This is a genomic window from Mycobacterium sp. NGS33 (assembly GCF_059812885.1).
In genome coordinates, this window is the sequence record NZ_JCALDN010000002.1 from 665,474 (window position 1) to 685,430 (window position 19,957).

General features: G+C 61.7%; 22 protein-coding genes and 1 tRNA gene. 1 reads left to right on the forward strand and 22 read right to left on the reverse strand.

Going from position 1 to position 19,957, the window contains the following annotated elements; genetic code table 11:
* Nucleotides 1-49 precede the first annotated feature (49 nt).
* From AC5Y5B_RS07130 to AC5Y5B_RS07200, 15 genes are all read right to left on the reverse strand, one after another.
* On the reverse strand, nt 50-481 hold the full coding sequence (locus AC5Y5B_RS07130; protein ID WP_500004615.1) for a phage tail termination protein: 432 nt from the start codon (nt 479-481) through the stop codon (nt 50-52).
* Between the two features lie 3 nt (nt 482-484).
* On the reverse strand, nt 485-847 hold the full coding sequence (locus AC5Y5B_RS07135) for a DUF5403 family protein (RefSeq protein ID WP_202349069.1): 363 nt from the start codon (nt 845-847) through the stop codon (nt 485-487).
* Nucleotides 848-849: 2 nt separating this feature from the next.
* Entirely contained in the window at nt 850-1,236 is a 387-nt protein-coding gene (locus tag AC5Y5B_RS07140) for a hypothetical protein (protein WP_500004621.1), read from the reverse strand.
* Nucleotides 1,233-1,424, reverse strand: coding sequence for a hypothetical protein (locus AC5Y5B_RS07145; RefSeq protein ID WP_500004625.1), 192 nt, complete (start codon nt 1,422-1,424; stop codon nt 1,233-1,235). The genes AC5Y5B_RS07140 and AC5Y5B_RS07145 overlap by 4 nt, the downstream gene beginning before the upstream one ends.
* Nucleotides 1,424-1,810 carry a Gp19/Gp15/Gp42 family protein gene (locus AC5Y5B_RS07150; RefSeq protein ID WP_500004629.1) on the reverse strand — a complete coding sequence of 129 codons (387 nt, stop codon included), beginning with the start codon at nt 1,808-1,810 and terminating at the stop codon, nt 1,424-1,426. The genes AC5Y5B_RS07145 and AC5Y5B_RS07150 overlap by 1 nt, the downstream gene beginning before the upstream one ends.
* Before the next feature lie 90 nt (nt 1,811-1,900).
* Nucleotides 1,901-3,109 carry a phage major capsid protein gene (locus AC5Y5B_RS07155; RefSeq protein WP_500004631.1) on the reverse strand — a complete coding sequence of 403 codons (1,209 nt, stop codon included), beginning with the start codon at nt 3,107-3,109 and terminating at the stop codon, nt 1,901-1,903.
* A gap of 6 nt (nt 3,110-3,115) precedes the next feature.
* Nucleotides 3,116-3,607: a head assembly protein gene (locus tag AC5Y5B_RS07160; protein ID WP_202349066.1), complete on the reverse strand. Its 492-nt coding sequence runs from the start codon at nt 3,605-3,607 to the stop codon at nt 3,116-3,118.
* A 58-nt stretch (nt 3,608-3,665) separates the two neighbouring features.
* On the reverse strand, nt 3,666-4,649 hold the full coding sequence (locus AC5Y5B_RS07165; protein WP_500004633.1) for a VG15 protein: 984 nt from the start codon (nt 4,647-4,649) through the stop codon (nt 3,666-3,668).
* Nucleotides 4,646-6,169 (reverse strand): phage portal protein, encoded by a 1,524-nt coding sequence (locus tag AC5Y5B_RS07170; RefSeq protein ID WP_500004635.1) that lies wholly within the window; start codon nt 6,167-6,169, stop codon nt 4,646-4,648. Before AC5Y5B_RS07170 ends, AC5Y5B_RS07165 begins: the two co-directional genes overlap by 4 nt.
* Nucleotides 6,166-6,723, reverse strand: a complete 558-nt coding sequence (locus AC5Y5B_RS07175) for an HNH endonuclease (RefSeq protein ID WP_500004637.1) — start codon at nt 6,721-6,723, stop codon at nt 6,166-6,168. The genes AC5Y5B_RS07170 and AC5Y5B_RS07175 overlap by 4 nt, the downstream gene beginning before the upstream one ends.
* Entirely contained in the window at nt 6,639-8,327 is a 1,689-nt protein-coding gene (locus AC5Y5B_RS07180) for a terminase large subunit domain-containing protein (protein ID WP_500004639.1), read from the reverse strand. Before AC5Y5B_RS07180 ends, AC5Y5B_RS07175 begins: the two co-directional genes overlap by 85 nt.
* 27 nt (nt 8,328-8,354) lie before the next feature.
* Nucleotides 8,355-9,320, reverse strand: a complete 966-nt coding sequence (locus AC5Y5B_RS07185; RefSeq protein WP_500004641.1) for a peptidoglycan-binding domain-containing protein — start codon at nt 9,318-9,320, stop codon at nt 8,355-8,357.
* Nucleotides 9,321-9,334: 14 nt separating this feature from the next.
* On the reverse strand, nt 9,335-9,523 hold the full coding sequence (locus AC5Y5B_RS07190) for a hypothetical protein (protein WP_202349113.1): 189 nt from the start codon (nt 9,521-9,523) through the stop codon (nt 9,335-9,337).
* Entirely contained in the window at nt 9,523-11,109 is a 1,587-nt protein-coding gene (locus tag AC5Y5B_RS07195; protein ID WP_500004645.1) for a C39 family peptidase, read from the reverse strand. The genes AC5Y5B_RS07190 and AC5Y5B_RS07195 overlap by 1 nt, the downstream gene beginning before the upstream one ends.
* Before the next feature lie 67 nt (nt 11,110-11,176).
* Nucleotides 11,177-11,249: transfer RNA gene (locus tag AC5Y5B_RS07200), tRNA-Trp, on the reverse strand.
* Nucleotides 11,250-11,444: 195 nt separating this feature from the next.
* Between AC5Y5B_RS07200 and AC5Y5B_RS07205 the strand changes: the two genes are divergently transcribed.
* On the forward strand, nt 11,445-12,062 hold the full coding sequence (locus tag AC5Y5B_RS07205) for a class I SAM-dependent methyltransferase (RefSeq protein WP_500004648.1): 618 nt from the start codon (nt 11,445-11,447) through the stop codon (nt 12,060-12,062).
* Here the strand turns inward: AC5Y5B_RS07205 and AC5Y5B_RS07210 are convergent, their stop codons facing one another.
* The 7 genes from AC5Y5B_RS07210 to AC5Y5B_RS07240 form a co-directional block, all read right to left on the reverse strand.
* Nucleotides 12,063-12,866 carry a hypothetical protein gene (locus AC5Y5B_RS07210; RefSeq protein ID WP_500004650.1) on the reverse strand — a complete coding sequence of 268 codons (804 nt, stop codon included), beginning with the start codon at nt 12,864-12,866 and terminating at the stop codon, nt 12,063-12,065.
* 8 nt (nt 12,867-12,874) lie between these two features.
* Nucleotides 12,875-13,294: a hypothetical protein gene (locus AC5Y5B_RS07215; RefSeq protein ID WP_500004652.1), complete on the reverse strand. Its 420-nt coding sequence runs from the start codon at nt 13,292-13,294 to the stop codon at nt 12,875-12,877.
* Nucleotides 13,295-13,302: 8 nt separating this feature from the next.
* Nucleotides 13,303-15,018 (reverse strand): serine hydrolase domain-containing protein, encoded by a 1,716-nt coding sequence (locus AC5Y5B_RS07220; protein WP_500004654.1) that lies wholly within the window; start codon nt 15,016-15,018, stop codon nt 13,303-13,305.
* Between the two features lie 3 nt (nt 15,019-15,021).
* Complete coding sequence (locus AC5Y5B_RS07225; RefSeq protein WP_500004656.1) at nt 15,022-15,888, reverse strand: collagen-like domain-containing protein; 867 nt, start codon at nt 15,886-15,888, stop codon at nt 15,022-15,024.
* The gene (locus tag AC5Y5B_RS07230; protein ID WP_500004659.1) at nt 15,888-16,892 is read right to left on the reverse strand and encodes an LtfC-like domain-containing protein; all 1,005 of its coding nucleotides are present in this window, start codon (nt 16,890-16,892) and stop codon (nt 15,888-15,890) included. Before AC5Y5B_RS07230 ends, AC5Y5B_RS07225 begins: the two co-directional genes overlap by 1 nt.
* A 166-nt stretch (nt 16,893-17,058) precedes the next feature.
* On the reverse strand, nt 17,059-17,502 hold the full coding sequence (locus AC5Y5B_RS07235) for a phage terminase small subunit (RefSeq protein ID WP_500004661.1): 444 nt from the start codon (nt 17,500-17,502) through the stop codon (nt 17,059-17,061).
* A gap of 370 nt (nt 17,503-17,872) precedes the next feature.
* Entirely contained in the window at nt 17,873-18,301 is a 429-nt protein-coding gene (locus AC5Y5B_RS07240) for a GIY-YIG nuclease family protein (RefSeq protein WP_500004663.1), read from the reverse strand.
* Nucleotides 18,302-19,957: the final 1,656 nt, after the last annotated feature.

Sequence of the window (19,957 nt, forward strand, 5' to 3'; positions counted from 1 at the left end):
GGTTGTTATGTGGTGGGTCGGGGCGGTCGTACCCCTAAGTCGCTTGGCGCTACGACCGAGAGGGTCGTATGCCTAGCTGGATAAGCCCCTGGACCCGCCAGGAGTCCTGGAACGGGGAGCCAAACTCGGTGGCTCCCATCGTTTCTTTGATTGACGACAGATACCCGTAGGGGGTCACCGTCTGCTTCCGAACGGCTGTGTACAGGGCCTCCAGGGCAACGTCGTACAGGTTTTCCGTGGTCGGGAGATCTACTACGTCGTAACAGGTCAACTCGATGACCGTTAGACCGAACTTCAAGGGGCGCTTCTCGTTGCGCTTCCCGCCGAGGCGTTTGACGTTGAACAACGGGAAGTCCCGGTAGTCGATGTCCTCGGTCCATGTGCCGACCTTCACAGCCCGGTCGTAGTCTGCGAAGGCGGCGCTCAGGATGGGCAGAACGATCTTCTGCGCCCGAGACAGCTTGGGCTTTAGGTCTGCCATGTCCTATTCCAATCCGAACCCGGATGCCTTGTGCAGGATGTACAGGCCCTCGGGCGCTTTGGTCTTCGTGTCCCCGTATCGGCCTCCGGGGCCGAACACACCGGACGGTTCGTGACCGAACTCGATGGCCATCGGGTTGGGTGCGTTGAGGTTGGCGAAAGCGTCAACCTCGCCTTGGCTGGAGTCGACGTTGGTCAGGTGGGAAGGCCCGATGATCTTGTGCCACCGGGTACTTGCCCTCGCCTCTTCGAGGATGGCCTTAGCCGCTTCCGCGATGCCCCTGGCCTCGTCGTGGACCTTGCCTTTGACTTCTCCCAGGTGGGAGACGACGGTGTTCATCGCCTTCTCGCTGATGAGCTCGACCATCGCTAGGTCCGCTTGATCGTGTAGACGACGTGCCGCGTCCTGCGGGAGCTGCCGTATCGCTGTGCGTCACCGAAGATCTGGTACCGAGCCGGCCGACCCTGGGAGTCCAGCCCCCACTCGATGACAGCCTGCGCTCCGAGCTCTCCGTGCTCTGCGGTGAACGAGTTCGGGAAGCGAACGGTGTAGACCCGCTCGCTGCTGAACCCCTCGTCCTCCTGCTCAGCCAGACGGCTGGAAGTGCCCGACTGCCCTTGGATCTGGAAGCGGGCTACCGCGTTGATCCCCTCGGTGGAGGCCTTCGTGATGGTGTTCCCGTCCTCGTCGATCCTCGTGACCTCCGGGTAGACGACGCAGGGCTCGAAGCTGGGGCTGCGGTCGAGGAGGCTCATTGGGCATCCGAGTGGATGTCGCCCGTCTTTTCGACGTTGTCCCAGAACTGATCCGGCTTGCCGGTGAGGGACTTAACGCCTGCGGGGCCTGTGATCCGCCAGTCGTGGACACACTTGTGGCCGCCGGGAACATCCCACTGGCACTGTGTGGCGTCGACCGTGTAAGGGCCGACAACAATCGTGGCCATCAGGAACCCACCACCGGGAACGGGGTGATGACGAACATCCCCTCGTTGATAACGCCCAACGCTTCCCACTCGCTAGGGAGAATCTCCAGCGTCCCGGAGGCGATGTCGTTCATCAGCATGTACTGGTAGTTGCCGTCACCCTCGGACAGGTAGCCGTCCGGGTTCTTGGCCAGCCGCAGAACGGCTTCCGACTCGACCCGCTTGACTTCCGCGAGGAAGTCCTCGTCGTCGTCAGCTTGGGTGGCGAGGTCTGCGATCTTCCGCTTCAGCATCCGCTCAGCGTCAGCGAGCCGGGTGTTGATAAGCGTCTGCAGCGCGGTGTCGAGGGAGGCAGGGTCTTTGCCCCAGCGCGCCGTTACGTCGCTAACGTCAGCGTAGGCAGCCATCTATACCACTCCTCTAAGTTCGTCGGTCTCAGGGCATCTCAGCCCTAGAAGAGGAGGCCCCGAAGGGCCTCCCCTGTTAGGTGTCAAGGCTTACTTAGCAGTAAGCGTGGTGGTGGTGGTGGTGTCAGCCTTGGTAACCGCAGCAGACGACATCAGCGAGACAGATCCCGCCGTGGCGTCGCTGATACCAGCCAGGCCCGCAGCGCGGACATCGGAGATGCCAGCGTCGGCCAGAGCGGCGTTGACGTCGGCAGCCTTGATGCCAGCAGTGGACACGGTGATCGCACCGGTCTGCACGCCGTTCACGGTCAGCTTGGTGGAACCAGCGGTCCCGTTAGCGGACAGGGTGTAGGCGTACGGAGCCAGCTTCACGAAGGCCTCGGTGTCGTTGATCAGAACACCGAACTCGGCCTCGACCAGGATCGCCACCAAGTTGTGCTGCCACAGCGAGACGAGGTCGCCACCGAGGGTGACCGTGGCCTCGTTGCTGACCGAGTAGCTGATGCCACCGATCTGGCCCCAGACGACCTGCGAGAAGTCACCGATGTAGCCGTAGACTCCGGTGCCAGCCTCAACCTGGTCCGACAGGAAGGTCGGACGGCCGATGATGCTGCCGGGGCGAACCGGTCCAGCCTGACCCGAGTAGGTCGGCTCGTTGAACAACGGACGCCCGGTGCTGTCCACCGCGCCGTTCAGGATCGGCTCGGTGATGACGTCCAGCGCGGTACCCGTCCAGCGGTAGCGGTTGCCGTCCGCGTTGCGGTCGGCCGTCAACTGAGACAGCGCGTCGACCGACAGGTCCAGGTAGACGTTCGCGGCAGACCCGTGGGTCTTGGTCCCCAGCGAGTTGATCTTGCTGGTCTGGTCCAGGTACTTCCCGAAGGGGGAGCTGATCCCGTGCAGCACAGCGTCATCGAACGACTTGCCGATCGCTTCACCGACAGCCTGCTGCATGTGGGTGATGTAGGCACCCGGGTTCAGACGCACAACCTCAGCGGAGTCAACGATGATCGCCGCGATCTTGTGGGGCACGAACGACTGCATCGACAGCGCGCCCTTGGTCGTCGGCTTGGCCTCGGCTTCGCCGACCCACTGCGCGGTGACGTTGGTCTTGTTGAAGTGCGGGATCTTGACGCCGCTCGGGCCGAGAGGCACCTTGCGGGCAAGCTGCTGCACGACCGAAGTCCGCTGCGCCGCAGCGAAGTAGTCCTGAGCGAGGTCCGGGGTGATGAACCCCTCGAAGATTGCGTCCTTGGTCTGAGCGAAGTCAGCCTGGTCCGCATTAGTGGAGAATGCCACCTTAGTTTATCCTAACTTTTGCTTGAGCGCCCGCAGGAGCGGGTCACCGTTGAGGGGGAGGGCTTGCGACCCTTGACCCTGGGTAGGGTCGAACGCCGGCATGTGAGCTGCGGGTGCAGCGAATCCACCGGCCAAGTCCGACAACGCTTTCGCCGAGGCCTGGACCTCGTCTACCGTCGAACCTTTGATGCTGTCTACGAACGTCTCGATCTTGTCCTTCGGCACACCGAGTTCGAGGGCGGCTTTCAGCTTCGCCACTTCGATCTCTTTGGCACCGATAACAGCCTGAGCCTCAGCGACTTTCACGTCTGCCTCTGCCTTCAGGCTGGCGACCGCTTGTTCGTGCTGCGCCTTCAGTTCGTCCACAATCGCCTGTTTGGCGGTGCGGTGCTTGGCTGCCTCGTCGCGGAGCGACTTGACGTAGTCCAAGCTGAAGGTCTGCTGTTCTCCGGCCTCCGGGGCCTCGGCAGCAGGGGTCGTGCTTTCGTTGTCAGACATGTTGCCCTTCCAGAGCAGTTGTTGGTACGGACCCCTCCAGGGAGTCTTTTGTGTTGGGCTACGCCGCTTCTGCTGTAGGAGCAGCGGCTGCGTAGTCAGCGGGATTTATCTGGCCGTCGTCCAACGCCCTGCGAAGTGCGTTGAGAGCCCGCTCATTCGCGGTGAACTTCTTGCCCTTTTTCTTCCCGGCTGTGTGGGTGCGATCGGGATCTTCGATGAGTTCCTCGTTCGCTTGCAGCGTTGCCTTTTTCCAAAGCTCCAAAGCTGCTTCTGATTCGGCCTTTCCAGGCCAGCTCTCGACTTTGAACACAGGGACGACCTTGCAGTCGCAGTTGGGATGCCACTGCTCCATGTGCCCGTCGATAGAGTCGAAGAACGCTTGCAGGTCTGCGCCTGCTTCGTCCCATTTCGCTTTGACCTCTGCATCGGCAAGGTCAAGACCAGCGCTGTCAGCGCCGAGATATACGGGGCCTCGGCTGATCAGCATCAGGCACCACGCGCAGGTCTCCCTGCCGGTGGCTACCCGAGCCCAACCACGGACGACTCGCTCCTCGGGAGCTGTGTCTTCCGGCTTCTTCCCTTGCTTCTCGCGCTTGGCGACCTCCTGCTCCTGCAGCTCTGCAAGATCGGTGTCGTCCTCTACCGCGTGGATGATCTGTTGTCGGCCGGCGTTTTCCACCGCCCGGACGGCTTGCGCCGCTACCTGACCAACCGCATCCTGTGGGGATTCCGCCTGGGACATCCGCTTTCGGGCCGGCTCCATGTCTCGGATAAACGAGTCCATCGAGTAGCCTTCCAGGATGCGATCGTTCCTGGGTAGGTCAGGGTGGTGCTGCTCCCGCTGGGAGTCGTAGAACTGCCGAGCGAGAGTGGCCGACTGCTGACGATGAAACTCCACCTGCGGGAAGAGAAACGACAACAGCGCCAACCACTCCTGGACGGTCAGCTTCGGATGTGCGAATAGCTGACCGAACGTCAGGGTGTACCGAACAATCGACGCCGAGATGAGAGCCTGTTGGGCCGCATACTCGTCGGGGTTCATGTCTGCGGGCTAGCCGTCTTGGTCTGAGTCGGCTTCGCTGCGGACGTTGGCTTGTCTGAGGATGACTCAGACGAGCCGGTGCCAGGCTGCTTTATAGGCTGCCCAGGCGCGTACAACCCTGCAAGCTGCAGAGCGGCGGATTCCTGCTTGTCCCAGTCCTGCATCTGCAGACGCTGTTGGACCGAGTAACCCATATCGACCCGAGCCTGCTCCTTGGGGATCACACCCAAGCCGCCACCGTAAAGCTGAGCGGCAGCAGCCGCTTTCGAGGCGTACGTCGGGGTAGCTGGGTCACGCCAGATCGCTTCCATCTGGTAGTCGTCCGGTGTCAGGGACTGCATACCGCCGCCCATAACGGCCTTGGCGATACGCATAGCCTGTTCCCAGGCCCCGCCGAACACGCGAGCCTTCCGCTCGCACTTCATCACCAGCCGAGCCTCGGAAGACTCGATAGCCTCTGCAGACGCCGGGTTCTCGCTGGAGAACGACAGGTACTGCGGGGGCAGGCCGGTGTAGGCAGCAGCCTTGCGGTCGAGCTGATCCAGCGCGTCACCGAAGTTCCGCAGCTCTGCGGCTGCGAACTGGAACGCCTTACCCTCTGGGTCGGCGAACGCGAGAATCCTTGCCATGTAGGCGTCGTACTGCGACTGGCCGGTAGCCGGGTCCACGCCGATGTCCTGCGGCTTGACACCGAACAGCAACCGCTGCGGCACCGCCATCAGCTCGGCAGCGCCTTGCATGTCCATCAGAATCCGAGCAGCCGCGTCGGTTACCGACTGCAGCTCCGGGGTGATCTCCGACGTGCCGTAGACATCCGAGAGCAGAGTCAGGTTCGGGACCGGCACCACCGGTACCACTCCCAGGTTGTGCGGGATCGTGATCGGGGCCTGCGCCTGGCCGCTGATGTACGGCCATGCGATGGTCTGCATCGGGGTGTACAGCGTGACGTACTGGATCTGCCCGTCCTGCGGGGTGCCTGCAGCACCCATCACCACTCGCACCGCCTGAGCGACCTGCCGGGTGTTCGGGTCGACAATCGCGTACAGCGTGTTGGCCGACTCGACTTGGATCTTCGGGATCGTCGGGTCCCAGTTCAGGTCAATCTGCGGGTTGGGAGCTGCGATCGTGATGTACGACGAGCCCATCACCAGCGACTCGGAGAATCCCAGGATCGACTGGACGTCGAGGTTGTTGTAGTCCCACCACGCCTGCAGGTCGGTGTCGGCCTCGTCTTGGCCTCCGAGCCGGAAACCCTCCAGCTTCAACCGCTCGGTGATCGAATCGACGTACAGCCGTGGGTATCCCACGTACGCCAGCAGCTTCCGCATCTCCTGCGGAACGGCGATACCGACCGCGTTCGGTCGGGCGTTCGACAGGTAGTAGTCCATCAACGCTTGGTTGTTCTGGACCTTCGCCTGGTACTGGCTGATCATCGCTTCCCGAGCAGATTCAGGCTGAACCGGCTGCAGCGACGTAGGGTCAATCGGCTGACCCTGAGGCTGCCCGTTAGGCGTGGTCATGTCAGCACTCCGTTAGCTGTCAAGGCAGCTTCAAGCTCTTTCACTCTTGCCTCCAGGGCAGCTATTCGGGCCTCGTAGTCCCTGCGGGACAGCATCTCCAGGACGTTGTCGGCTTTCGAGGCACGTTGAAGGTGGTTGGGATTGACACAGCGGCTATTCGCGCATGTGTGGTGTACCTGGCATCCGGCGAGATCCTCGCCTGTATGTTGTTGGTACACGAATCGGTGGACCTTTACGACTGAGCCGTTGTGGCGTAGCTCTGGGTAACTTGACGACGGCGTACCTGGCCAGATGTAGCAGTCTCCCACCCTTTGGCACTCAGCAAGGACATCAACTACGGTCCAACAGCGAACCTTTGGCGCGTAAGGTGCTCCCTCCAGTTCACCCCGCCTATAGGCTCTGAGGTAATGCGGCTTACACAAAGAGCGGGAGTGCACAGGGGCATCACAGTGCGGCGCTGAGCAGCTGCTCATCGTATTATCACTGCTCCTGTGGCTCGGTTTTTGCGACTCATAAGGAAATCTTGGCGAGATCCATACGCAAGGACGGCGCATACGGCTGCGTCGATCTTCTTGCTGCTGTCCTTGCTTGCTTTGCGTATCGAGATTGCGTCGAAAGTCGTAGGGTGACGTCGTGCGTTAAGTACGTGTTGCTTCAACACCGGGTCGTTGTCGTGGAACAGCTCGCGCTCGATGACCGCGTCCAGGAACCTTTCGCAGTCAAATGCGAATCGCTTTGTCTGCCCTCGCATGTCGAATGCGACCGGGTTACCGGGTGTTGCGTTCACCTTCAGGGTTCTGCGGAAGTCCTCGCCCCAGCGGTCTACGTATGCCTCGAACTCCTTGACGTCGGCCCGGAAGCCGACGACCTCGTACCGCTCGAAACACGAACGGACAGTGGCGTCCACGTCCTCGCGGGGGACCTCTCCGTTCGGACCCTTGGTCGGGTCCCAGACCTTGATGACGAACAACATCCCGTCGCTGACACGGCAGGCGACCAACGCGGTCCAGTCGTTCGACTTCGATCCGTCGAACCCGAGCGTGATCCGCTCACCGGGCTTCAGACCGAATATCGGGTCCGTCAGCGCCAGGCGGTTCCACTCGTTCGGCGAGATCCAAGCATCCTCGTGGGCGTTCACCTGGTTGAGGAACTTGCGCCTCGACTCGGTGATCTGGTTCTTGGTGTCCAGGACACTCAGGAGGATCTCTTCCAGCGGAAGCCAGTACGAGTCACCCCGAGCGACCTTCAGGCCGTCCATGAGCTTCTCGATGCCCTCTGCGTAGCCTTCTGGATCTTCCTTCTCCGAGGGGATCTCGGAGACCGGGGTGTCGGCCGGCGCTTCCAGCGCGTCGTACAGCAGACCGACATCGACGGCGTTACCCGCCTGGATGTCGTTCCAGGAGTCGTAGACCCGCTCGGCCACGGTGTCGTAGCCGGGGATGTGCGCGTTGCAGATGGCCAGCTTTCGGGCACCCGGGATCTTGGCGACGTTCCCCTCGATGACGTCGTTCATCGCGTGGCCGTCGTTGACCTCACCGCTGGGGCCTGCGCCCCACCACTGGATCTCGTTCTCGATCACGAAGGTGGGTCGGTTACCCTCCATCGACGCGGGAGACGCTGTGACAGCTTCCATCTGACCGCCAGCAGCGGTGTACATCAGGAACTTGTGCATCTCCAGGCCGTAGGTGGCCTTGAGCTTCTCCGAGACCATAATCGGGAACAGCCGGAAGGTGTTCTTCGTCTGGTCCTGCGACACGGCGGCGATCTGAACCCACGCTGCGTGGCGGGTCTTGCCGACCGGCTCACCATTCTCATCTAGGTGTGAGAACGCGACCGGGCCACAGAGTTCCACCAGCGCCAGGGCTGCGGCGAACGGGTCTTTACCCCACCCCTTCAGCCTGCGCAGGCAGCCTTCGCGGTAGACGTAGCGGCCTTGTTCATCGACGGCGTACCACCACAGCGTGAACCGGGCCTGCTCCATCGTGGGCATGAACGGTTCCCCGGCGTGGTCACCGCCCGGGGTCTTGACGTACTCGGCCCACCAGTCGAGAACTCCCCAGCCGAGGGTCTTTTCGGGTAGATGCCACCCGCCGTCGACTGTTCTGGCCCACGAAGGGCCGACGACATGCGGGGGAGAGGGTGCCAGTTCCACCAACACCCTCACCTCCGTTAGTTGTCAAGTTGTCTACGTCAGGAGGTTCCTGACCCATGCCTTTCCAGGCTCGATGTCGTACGGCGAATAGTGCGGGTTCGGGTTGTCAGCGAGAAACACAACCCCGCTGACGATCGCCTGCACCACTCCGATTCCGAACGTCAGGAGCTCAAAGTAGTTCTGGGTAACAAGTGCTCCCATCTGATCGAGCAGCTCCGACACCAGGCCGTAGGGATTCGAGAAGAAGTCCCCTCGCGCCACGGCCTCGTAGATCGAGGCCTTCAACTGACCCTTCATGTCGTCGGTGTTCTGCGCGAAGATGTCCCCCTTACGCCAGACCTCGTAGACGACCTCCGGCTGCGGGTAGCAGCCGTCCAGGCCGAACCGCTTGTACGGGTCGAGGCCGTGAGAGCCGTCTTTGATCGGGCCGGAGTTCTTGGCGCGACACGGGTTCCCGTAGAACAGGTAGCCGAGACAGTCGTCCTTGCGCCACTCCAGATCCCCACCGGGGCTGAAGTGCTGCTCCATGAAGTCGTACAACACGATCATGCCCTGGCTGAACCCGCCCAAGATGAACGGAGTCCCTGCGGGTAACCGAACACCGTTGTCCTGCACCGTCTGCGAGAGACGACGAGCCAGCTCGTCAACACCGGACTGGTTGTCGAACGGGATGGCCCCGTTGTTGTAACCGGTCGGCAGGTGGTGGCACAGCCCCTCAGCCTCAAGCTGCGTCGCGGTGTCTGCCACCGGGCCGGCGAACATATTCGACATGTGGCCCTCGACCGAGAAGAACAGCGGGGTCTCGATGTACCCCGACGCCTTAGCGGTCTGGATGTTGAAGTGCCCAGTCTGGTTCAGGCCGAGGCGGCGCTGCATCTCCTTCGTCGCTGCCTCCGACGCGGCGTCGAAGACGCCGGTAACCGGGGGAGCGTAGAACGAGTAGGCACGCTGAAACCACTGCTGCCATCGGGTGATGTCCGGGCCGGTTTCATCCGGCATGAGGGGGAAGTGCATCAGAACAGTCCCTTCAGGATGTTTCCGATAGTCGGGACTTGTGCTGTCAGGTTGGAGACGATCTTGGCCGGGAGAGTCTCGACCTCAACCGAGATGCTTTTCACCGCTTCGTCAACCGCGTCTCTGATGAGCTTCTCCAGCTTGGGCTCCAGCAGAGGCCAGATCTGGTTGAAGATCCACTTGACCATCAGGCGTTCGCCTTCTCGGCGTTGAGCCACGCCAGGATCTGGGTGTTGGCCCGGTTCAGCGCGATCGGGTCGCACTTCTCCAGGATCTTCTGCGCCAGAGCCTTATCCGAGTCCCGCCCGGGCTCGTCGGTCTGGGTGACCGCGTACAGGTTGGTGATGGCCTGGGTGTCGCCGTACTCGACGGCGAGCTTCTCGGTCTGCATCACATGTCCGAAGGCGTCTGCGTTCCAAGCGAACCCGGCGCAGGTGTCCACCTCGCCCTGGTGCGGCCAGCGCAGCGGGCTGCGGGACTCGCGGCGGAAGCCCGAGATCTGTCGGACCAGGTCCAGCAGCTCTGCCTGTTCGTCGGCAGTCAGTGCCATAAAGGGTCCCTCTTCCTCTTGGTTCAGTAGTCGGAGCAGCGCATCGCCTTGGGCGAGCGCCAGATTCCAGCGACGGGTGCGCTCGTCAAGTCCGTTGGTGCCGCCGTTGATCGCTCGGGTCACGCCGAGGATGTCGCCGTTGTCGCAGAGCGAGTTGATCTGCGGTCGGGCGACCGTCCAGTACCACGCAGCCCCTACGCCTGCCCACTTCTCGTCGGACAGCTCGGTGGGGTTGTCCACGAAGTACGACGAGGTCGGGACGAGACCCTTGCTGAATGCCCACTGTGAGAACAGCCCGTAGTTGTGCCGTCCGGTGATCTGAATCCAGGTGCGTCCCTTGAAGCGGACACCGTCACCGGGGACGGTGTTGCCCAGGTCTGCTCGGCCCTCGTACTCGGCACCGGAAGCGAACTCCTCGGTGGTCGAGAACCCGGCGCTCTCCTCGCCGCACTGGGCCAGGAACATAGCGATCCGGTTGACGTTGGTGCATTCGGCCGCTGAGAGGCCCGCTGAGACAGCGGGAAGCAGTTCGGTGGCTCTGTCCTGTGTCAAGCCTGTAGCAGCCGCCAGGACGCTTACAGCCCCAGGAACGGGCGCTTGCGGTGGAGCTGGAGGAGTTACTACCGGGGGTGCCGGGTCCTCAGCCGGTGGAGGCGTTGGGGTGTCCACGACGGGGGCCGTCGAGTATGCGTAGCCCTTCGGCGGGATCAGCGTGGCGAGCTGGTCGAGCGAGACCCAGTAGCCGAACGGGGAGAACCCCGGGTCAGCAACCCAGACGGCGCGCAGCGCCGGGTCGTCGTCGTAGCCCATCAGGGCGATGTAGTGGAACACCGTCCCGCCTGCGTAAGACGGCGAGACCGAGTTCTTGACACCGCGTGGGTAGTTCGAGGGAGGCGCAACGATGTTGGCCACCACGCCGTGCCCGGAGTTGATCGACTCCACGATGTTGTTCCACAGCGCGTTCTTCTCGGCCTGGGTCGGCGGGTCGTCGGGCATGTGGACCGACTGGTAGCCGGCCTCGGGCATGTACTTGTTCAGCACCGGGACGATGAGATCGACGTCGTTGGTTCCGTTCTCGGTGGTGCCCTCTTGGGGGATCAGCTCGTCCTCGGAGACGACGATGCTACGACCACTCAGCACCACCTGGGTGCTGGCGGGGCCACAGTCCCAGTACTTCTCCTGGGGCGTGACGTTGTGGTCGTACTGCAAGACGTGCTCGGTCATCCCGCTCCTCGTTAGTTGTCAAGTAAAGGGCGGGGGCTCCCCCTCGACAGGGGGACCGCCCGCGTAGCAGATCTGCCAGGACTCGAACCTGGAACATGCGGCTTTGGAGACCACTGCTCTGCCAATTGAGCTACAGACCTACGCCCCGAAGGGCTATTCAGTTATGCTGGTCAGATGCAGCACCGGTTTAACTTCACCGCCCGCTACGACAGCCGGAAGCGACAATGGGTCGGAACCTGCGTCGAGCTTCCCGACCTGTCATGTGCGGCACCGACTGCTGATGACGCCCTCGACGGGATCAAACATCTAGTCTCAGAGCAGGATTACTGCTGAAGATGGGCTGGTTCGACGCGCTGCCCGAGTCAACACAAACGAAGTTGGTCGATGCTCAGTGGGCTGTTGCAGCCTGGCGCACCCGACACCACTGGTTGAGGGTCGTCATGGACCGTGAAACTCGCCAGCTCATCGACGGGTTGTACCCCGCACGGCTCGACGCCTTGGAGATTTCCGGGAATACGTGGGGTCGCACTACCCGGTTCGGGTCGTACAGTTCGGTGTATTACCCAGAGTTCGACGTGTGTGCAGACACCCTGGATGAGCAGTTCGATCTGATCCTAGCCGAGCAGGTGTGGGAGCACCTGCTGTGGCCCTACCGTGCCGCGAGGAATGTGCGCGAGATGCTTAGACCCGGTGGGCATTTCCTCATCACCACTCCGTTCCTGGTGAAAATCCACGGTGGCTGGTACAGCGACTGCAACCGCTGGACCGAAACCGGCCTCAAACACTTTCTCGCTGAGGCCGGCTTCGACATCGACAAGATCCAGACCGGGTCGTGGGGAAACCGGCGCTGTGTTCGAGCGAACCTCAACCGGTGGGCATGGCGCTGGCCGTGGCGATCGTTGAAGAACGAGCCCAATTACCCGGTGGCAGTCTGGGGCCTTGCTAAGAAGTAGCTACGCTACCGACCACGCCCGCAGCCTGTGCAGCGCGGTAGCCCCGGTGTTGTTGTTGTTTGCACCCCATCCGACCTGAGTCGGGGTAATAAAATCGGTCCTAGCGATGCTGTGCAGCTGCGTCCAGTCGAGTCCGTTGTAGCTGTACTCGCAGATCCGGTTGGTTCCGTCGTCACGAATCCGAAACCATTTGGGCAACAGTGCAGGGTCTGAGATGGACGTGGTTGTGTAGTTCGCGCTGAAGCTGGTCGCGCTGTTCCACTTCTTCACCGCAATAACCACGCCACTGTTGTAGTCCATCCCGAACTCGATGAACTTCCCAGTCCCGTCCATCAATATGATTCCGCAGCCGCCGTAGTTCGCCGCTTTGAACGCCATATCGAGATAGGCGGTGACGGTGTAGTTGATGGTCGGCGAAAGGGCCTTGTACTCGACGCGCCAGTTGTCTCCAGACACCGCAGGGGCGGTCAGCAGACGGTCACCTTTGTCGGATGTGAATGTCGCCGTTCCGAGAGCGGTGGTGGTGAGCCCCGTCGACGGAGGTTCGGCCAGGGTTGCAGCAGCGAAGCTCCCGAGCCGGACCAACTTCCAGGCGCTGCCGTCGCTCTTGTATATCTTGTTGGTGTCGGTGCAGATGTAGACGACCCCGGTGTTGCTTGCACTCGGAGTCGGGCGGTTGGCGAAGGTGTCGGCTGTGGCGCGGGCGTGGGTGTTGGCGTTAACCGCCGCCCCGAGTCCGTTCAGGTAGTCAGCATCCACCTGCATGCCGACGTTGTTCTCGAAGTCTGTGCGAATGTCTGTCATGGGTTCCCTTAGAGGTCGAAGATTTCCCCATCGGGGAATTTGGCGATGACGTTGCTGCCGTTCAACGTGATTGGCAGCAGCGACTCTGCGGTGTCGATCTTGATGACGAGACGCGAAGTAGCGTCGTCCCCGGTGTCTGTGTGTCCGACGAGCAGCTCGGCTACTACCGGACTACCGGGATCACCAGGGGAGTCCGAGAAGGTGATCGAGTCTGCGGCGAAAGTCCTTCCGGTTACAGACTTCCCGGTGAGAAGGTCCGAGGTGCTAAGGATCGCCTCGCTAGGGATATCGCTGAGGAACTCGTCCGCTTCGATGTCCACCGTGTAGGCGTCTGCATCAACGATCGAGAACCGGACGTCTGCGGTGATCAGGTCGCCTTCGCCCTTCATGCACGCCTCGGCGTACTTGGCGTATTTTTCGTTCGACATAACTTCCTTTAGACGTAGAACGGGACCTTAAGCGGGACAGCGGTATTCCCGTCTTCGTCGCCCGGATCGTGGTAGACGAACAACTCCGGCTCGTTGACCGACGTCGTTGACGGGACGGTGTCCACCCGAATCGTCTGGTCTTTGATGACCGTCGTCTCCGGGAACATCAGGAAGGCGATCTGGTAGAACACAGAAAGCGGGTCGCCGTCCATGTGGTTCATAATCACGGCGATAACCGACCCGTCGTCCGGGTTGACGAACACCACCGAGTGGTATCCCGCCAGGTTCCCGATCCACCCCAGCCAAGAGCCCCACTGGATTACACCCAGTCCGAAGCCCATCCATCCCGGACCCTCATAGTCGTGGGCCGGGGTGTACGTGAGGTAGGTGACGAAGTTCTCGTCCCGGTACTGCTTGAGCTCTGAGCTCAACATCGGAGCACTGCCCAGCACCTCACCGAATTTGACGAGGTCTGCGATGGTTCCGTCGATGGCACCGGCCGCACCGCCGTATGACGGGTTGACCGCAGTCCATTCGACCTCGGCCCCGGTCGGGTAGCCGAGCGCTCCCGCGAGGAACGCGAACGGCCCGAGGATCGCCTGGATCGTCGGCAGAGCAAGGTTGGACGCCCAGCCCCGGGAATACGGGGCCGTCATGTTGATCCCGGCAGGCCACTCGGTTTCGTTCAGATCCTGGGGGTCTAGCAGGTCTTCCTTGACTATGGTCTGGATGTCGCGGCCCGTCCCGTACTCCGCGTCAACCCATTCGAGGATCTTCCCGAGCAGGATGTAGTTGCTGTTCGAGTACGAGGACTGCGTCCCAGGCTCGTAAAGCGGTTGGTAGCTTCGGATGTAGGGCATCGGGTCGAAGTCCGCTGTGGTGCTCGACGGGAGGAAGTAGATCTGCTGGACCGCAGGGTCCTGTTGCAGGTAATCCTTGATGCCCGACTGCATCTGCAGCAGGTGCTTGATGGTGACCTTGTCGCCGTTGGCGACCCCGTCTACGAACTGATCCAGCTTGTCATCGAGCGACAGGCGACCAGCGTCGATCTGAGCCAGCACCAGAAGGGCCGTGTACATCTTCGTGACGCTGCCGTACCGCATCCGCTGGTCGAGCGACAGCGTGAGACCAGCAGTGCGGTCACCGCCGTACGCCCGGTAGAAGTCGTGGTCGGGGGTCCTGATGCCGACCAGGCAGCCGTCTACCAAGGTGGTGGGCTTCAGCTTCGGCGTAACGAATCCGTCGATAGCATCCTGAGTCTCCTGCGGCAGGAGCCTGCTCAACACAACGGTGGAGGCCATCAGAGTCGCGTATTTCGCTGACTCGACGCCACTTCCGTTGACGAAGGAGAACGTAAGCGTGTATTCGACGCCGTCGTCCAGGTCGGTGTAGGTGTACACCCCGTCTGCGTCGGCGGTAGCGTTGTCCTTCACACCGTTGATGTAGAAGAAATACCCGGCTACGTCGCCGAAGCCCTCCTCGGTGGGGGTGCCGGCTGCTGTTACCGATAGCGAATCTGCCGAAGCAGAGACCAATCTCAACGACGGCGGCGGGGGAGCAGACGGCGGTCCCACAACATTGAAGGGGACCGTGTACGGGACCTGGTCGTTGGGAACCGGGGCCTCCCAGACAACTTGATCCCCCACGCTGATCTTGGTGACTGGCGAGTCCCCCGCAGTAACCGCCTGAAGCGGAACGATGGCCTGGGAGACTGAGATCGCCATGGGTTACGCCTCCAAACGGAAGTAGATCGTGGTGGGGTCGGGTGTTTCGATCGCTTGGAACTCGTCCTCGCTTAGCGCGTCGAGCTTCCAGGCAACCGGGGTTCCGTTTGAGTAGCCGGTGACGAGGTTGGTTGGCTTATCGGAGATGTCGTCCCAGGAGGAGACTCCTGACTCCCCGGGGTCGCCCTTCTCGCCTTGAGCGCCGACTAGGCTGTCCAGCCACTCTTCCTCGGTGCCCTCGAAGCCGTCTGCGACCGCGATCTCGTACGCGGAAGCCCCGGGGTCACCCTGCTCACCCTGAAGACCTTGCTCGCCTTGCAGATGAGCGCCGTCGCCCTCGGCAGGCCATGCGGTGCCCGACCAGATGTACAGCGCACCCTCGTCTTGCACCCAGACCGACCAGCCGGAGTCATCCGGCCCCTTGTCGCCGGGCAGCGCGGCGTAGTTAGCGACAGTCTGGTTGATCTGAAGGCCGTCGCCTTTGTCGCCTTTCGGCAGAACGAGATTAAGCGTCTGAGACGGCGCGGTACCGGTGATTGTGGCCTGGGCAGTGTCACCCCCGGTGACCGTTCCCACGGTGAGGGTGTTGGCCGGCCCGGTGTCGCCGGGATCACCTTTATCGCCTGGATCGCCTTTGTCTCCCTTGGGGAGTACGAGGTTCAGCTCCTGCTCAGGGGCTTCTCCGGTGATCGACGCTTCGGCGTCGTCCCCTTCGGTGACCGTGCCGATGCTGAGGGAGTTCGGAGGACCGGGCGGGCCGGCAGGGCCTTCGTCTCCCGGGTCGCCCTTGGGTCCCTCATGCCCGGGGACAGAACCGATCAGGGTCGTCACCGAAGGGTCGTCGGTGGGATATCCGCGTAGCAGCAGCATTACGACGCCTCCTTGACATACGCATCGGGCATCTGGATCTTGACGAAGCCCTCGGCGATCGGATCGCCGCCCGACGCTTCGCCTTCGGGTAGGAACACAAGCTGAAACTTGGTGTTCGCGGAGATCTGGTCGGCGGCTTCGCTCTCAACCTTCAGGTGCGCCAGCGTCTCGGAGATGTCGAAGGACCACTTCGTGACTGGAGCCCGGCCGGGGTCGAGGACCTCGACCGAAACGGACGGGGTGTCGATGCCGGTCAGCAGCGAGTCGTCCACCGTGATGGTGGGCTGCGGCTGCAGGCCCAGCTCTCCGGTGAACTCGACGGTGTACTTGTGGACCCAGTAGAAGTTCACGTTCAGCACGTCGAACACCCCGAGGAAGTCGGCTACCGCGTCGAGCGCGTTGGAGATCGTCGTGGAGGTCACGTCGACCACGAAGGTGATCAGACCGACCTCGTCAAACGAGCGGTTCGAGGTGACCTTGACGGTCAGGTTCAGGTTGTCCTGGATGGTGAAGTCGACGGTGACGCCGAGCAACCCGGCGAACGTGTTGTACAGCGATGTCAGCGTGGTGTTCAGCGTGTTGACGAGCTGCTCGGACAGGACGTGTCCCGCGTTGAGCGTGAGCTCGACCTCCCAGACCGGGATCAGCGACGACGGGTGAACCTCCACGTTGCCCGCGCCGATCGTCGGGATGCCTTCCAGCGCATCGGTGATGTCGCCCGAGAGGTTGTGCGGGTTGTCTGTGACGTCGTTGAAGTCGATGGCGGGCGACCACTGGTCCTTGAAGCCGAGGATGTACGTCCCGCCCGTTGCCTGGGTGACCGTGACCTCTTGCAGCGCGTTGGTCTCGCCCCGAGTCTGGAGCTCGAAGAACAGATCGCCGGCCGGGAAGTCGACCGGCTGCGGTGGTGTGCTGCCGTCGAGATTCTGGAACGACCACTTGAAGTCTCGGCCGCGAGTCAGCACGAGCTGGTCCGTTCCGAGGTTTACACCGATGTAGGACATCGGTCTCCTTTCCGGGTGGTATGGCGGGACTGGAGGGCCTCCCCGGGGCAGGGAGCGCGGGCAGCGGGAGCAGGAGAGGAGCTGCTCCCTCGAAGCGTCGGCAGCGAAGCTGCCTAGCGGCGCGCTCAACCCGCCCCAGGGGGCGTATTCGGGGCAGCGCTTCTGGCTAGCCCCGGTTTGCGGCCTCGTCCAGCCGTTGGCGGTAGAGGGCCGAGATGGGAACGACGGCTGCATCGCCGGCGCTCGCGTTCCGCTCGACCTCGATGCGGACTCGACGGCGGTCGCCTTCGGTCAGCAGGAGCGAGGTCAGCATGGAATGCACCGAGGCAAGCATCTGAGAACTCGGCTTCGGCGAATACAGCAGTTTGTTGAGAAAGTGCAACGTCACTTTGGCGAAAGCCCAGTCCGTTGGCTCGTAATACTTCTTCTGCGCCGATTTCTTCATCGACTCATAAAGCTCTGTCACCATAGGGTGAGGGTCGACAATTCCCAGCGGGGGAATTGCGACGGGACCGATCGCGGTCACTTTGTCGATTTCCATGTCGGGCGCATTACGCCTAACACGTTCTTCGGATCGCTTCGGAATAGGACCAGTAAGTCCTCCAGCCATTTTTGCCTCCTGGGCATAAAAAAAGCGGCCCCAGGCCGCTTATCTCATCCCAGCTAGGCAGCGACTCGCTGCCGACGCCATCAGAACGCTTATCGCGTTCCAGGGTGTCGTTCCGGTGGTCGTTTCCTCTGGGCTGCTAATTTCCTCCGCTGGGCTACACCCTGTCTGGAGGTTTTCCACTTGTGGTGATCCGAGCACAGCGCCTGAAGGCGGCTGTGATCGTCTCGATCGCCTGTGTGGTCGACATCGGTCGCCCGGTTAGGGCACCCGGGCTTGGCACACCGGTAGTTGGCATCCCGCAGCACCCGGCTGCGGATCACCGGCCAGTCCGGTGGTAGCTCGGCTCGCCTGCGTGAGGTGGTGTTCCAGGTCATCGCACGCTCGCGATGTACTCTGCCAATTCTGGCGAGTAGGAAAATTCCTCTCCCGGACCGGGGACTCTGTGGCTGCGGAACTTTTCATGCAAGACCGTCTCAGCCACGAACCCACCTGGGATCTTCGCAAGCGGTATGACGGGGGCACCCTGCCGCTTTGAGAGGCTGCGGAGTCTCCGCTGGTAGAGCTGCTCTGTGCTTGAGTATCCGATCTTCAAGTTGCCATTCGGCAGGAGCACGATGTAGCAGATTCCTGGGAACGACTCAAGGGGGTGGTAGTCGACCGCCCTCAGGATCGCCTGCTTCCCTTTCGAATCCCAGCGAGATCTCATAATCTCGCGATGATCTGGACAGAGGTCCAGATTCGCCGCCACAGACGACTCTTGGTAGCAACTTTCACCTTGGTTTACCCAGGTACAGGGCATGTTTTCTCCATTCTGCGGGCATGGTTACGCCCCTCGCGTGATAGCTAGTCACCAGGGGCTCTACTGATCCGCAGAGGTCAGCAGCGGTTTACAGGGGTGGTAGGACGTTCTTATGTTCGCGGGAGAAGATAGATCTATCTTCGACCAAGAACAGAAGACGGACTACCGGGGTGATGCCCTCTTCGCTCTTACGGCTCCGAGGGCATCTCCGACACGGAGATGCACGAGCCGCAGTTTGCGGCTCTATGGGGAGCGCCTGAGGGCGCGACTGCCCCACCCCCTTACCCCCTCCCCAAACCCCTCAAATATCTCTTTACCCCCTCACTAAGTAGTAGGTGTATGTCTTTCGGGTTCCATACACAGACACCTCTATTTGTGATTAAGCTCACAGCGAGTATGGGAGCTCCAAAAAATACACCTACTACCTAATGTCAGGGGCTCATCAGGCCCCCCGAGGGCCTGGTGCGCCGATTCCCGGGGCCTGTTAGGGCTCTGACCTGGGCTTATCGACTTTCAAACCCGTACAGGAGGTCGGTGGCGCATAACCTACCGGTCATCATGTGCGGGGGCGGGGGTACCCCACCCGGGTACCCACCCCTGCGCCGGCACGCCGCACCCGGTGCACACCCCACGCTGTGCCCTGCCATGCCTGCACACCCGGTGCTGCCCATGCACCAACACACCCCATGCCCTACCCCTACCCCTGCACCCACACCCTGCCTAGTGCCCTACCCCCTGTGTGCCCCTGTGCCCTACGTACTAGGCCCTACCCACACCAGGGCCTAGCCCTGCACACCACGTACAGCACAGCCCCATACAGGCCCTATATACGACCCCCCTATATACGGGCCCCTACCTGTGGGAGCGGACTAATTCGGGAATAGTGCTTGACACGTAACACCATTCGGTGTAGCGTCTGCGATGAACAACTAAATAGCGGACAGGCAAGTCAGATCAGGACGAAAGTCCGTTCGGGGAACCCTAGCCAGCGGGTTTGAGAGCAGCACAGGCGACATGCAAACAACCGGATCACAAGACTTGACAACTAACGTCCGAGATGATAGGTTTCAACTACAACTAAACGAGCAAGACCTTCGGCAGACGGCGTGGCGAAAGCTTCCCCGACCGGAGTGCAAATCCTTCATCGCCGGTAAGGCCCGGTTCGAGATGGCTAGGGGCTCGTTGTTCATAGATTTCTCAGAGGCGGGTGTCAGCTTGATTTTGGGAGCTGGCCTGCCGAACCGGATAGGCATGGTGCGATGGAATGATCGCGTTGCCTCTGTCTGGCGCATCGCGACTAGACACCCCTTAAACGGGTGCATGAAAGCGATGGCGGCATCACGACACCAGGGTTCGATTCCCTGGCTATCCACCAGCACGTCAGGTCAGATCAGGTAAGAGACCTCCGAATGCGTTCGTAGCGATAACGGAACCGCCTGGCGTGCGATCTTTCAAGGCAGCACCAAGACATGGTGCGCCGCTTGTGATTGGAAGTGAACGAGCAATGACGCTCGTGATCGTTCTCGTGACGTTCTTCATCCTCATGGCGCTTGGCGCTATGGGCTTGAGCATCGCCTAGAGCTTGACACGTAACAGAGTGAGGCATGATGCGCGTCTACATCGACGGCAAGGTTTTCGTCCTACGCGGTACGCGCT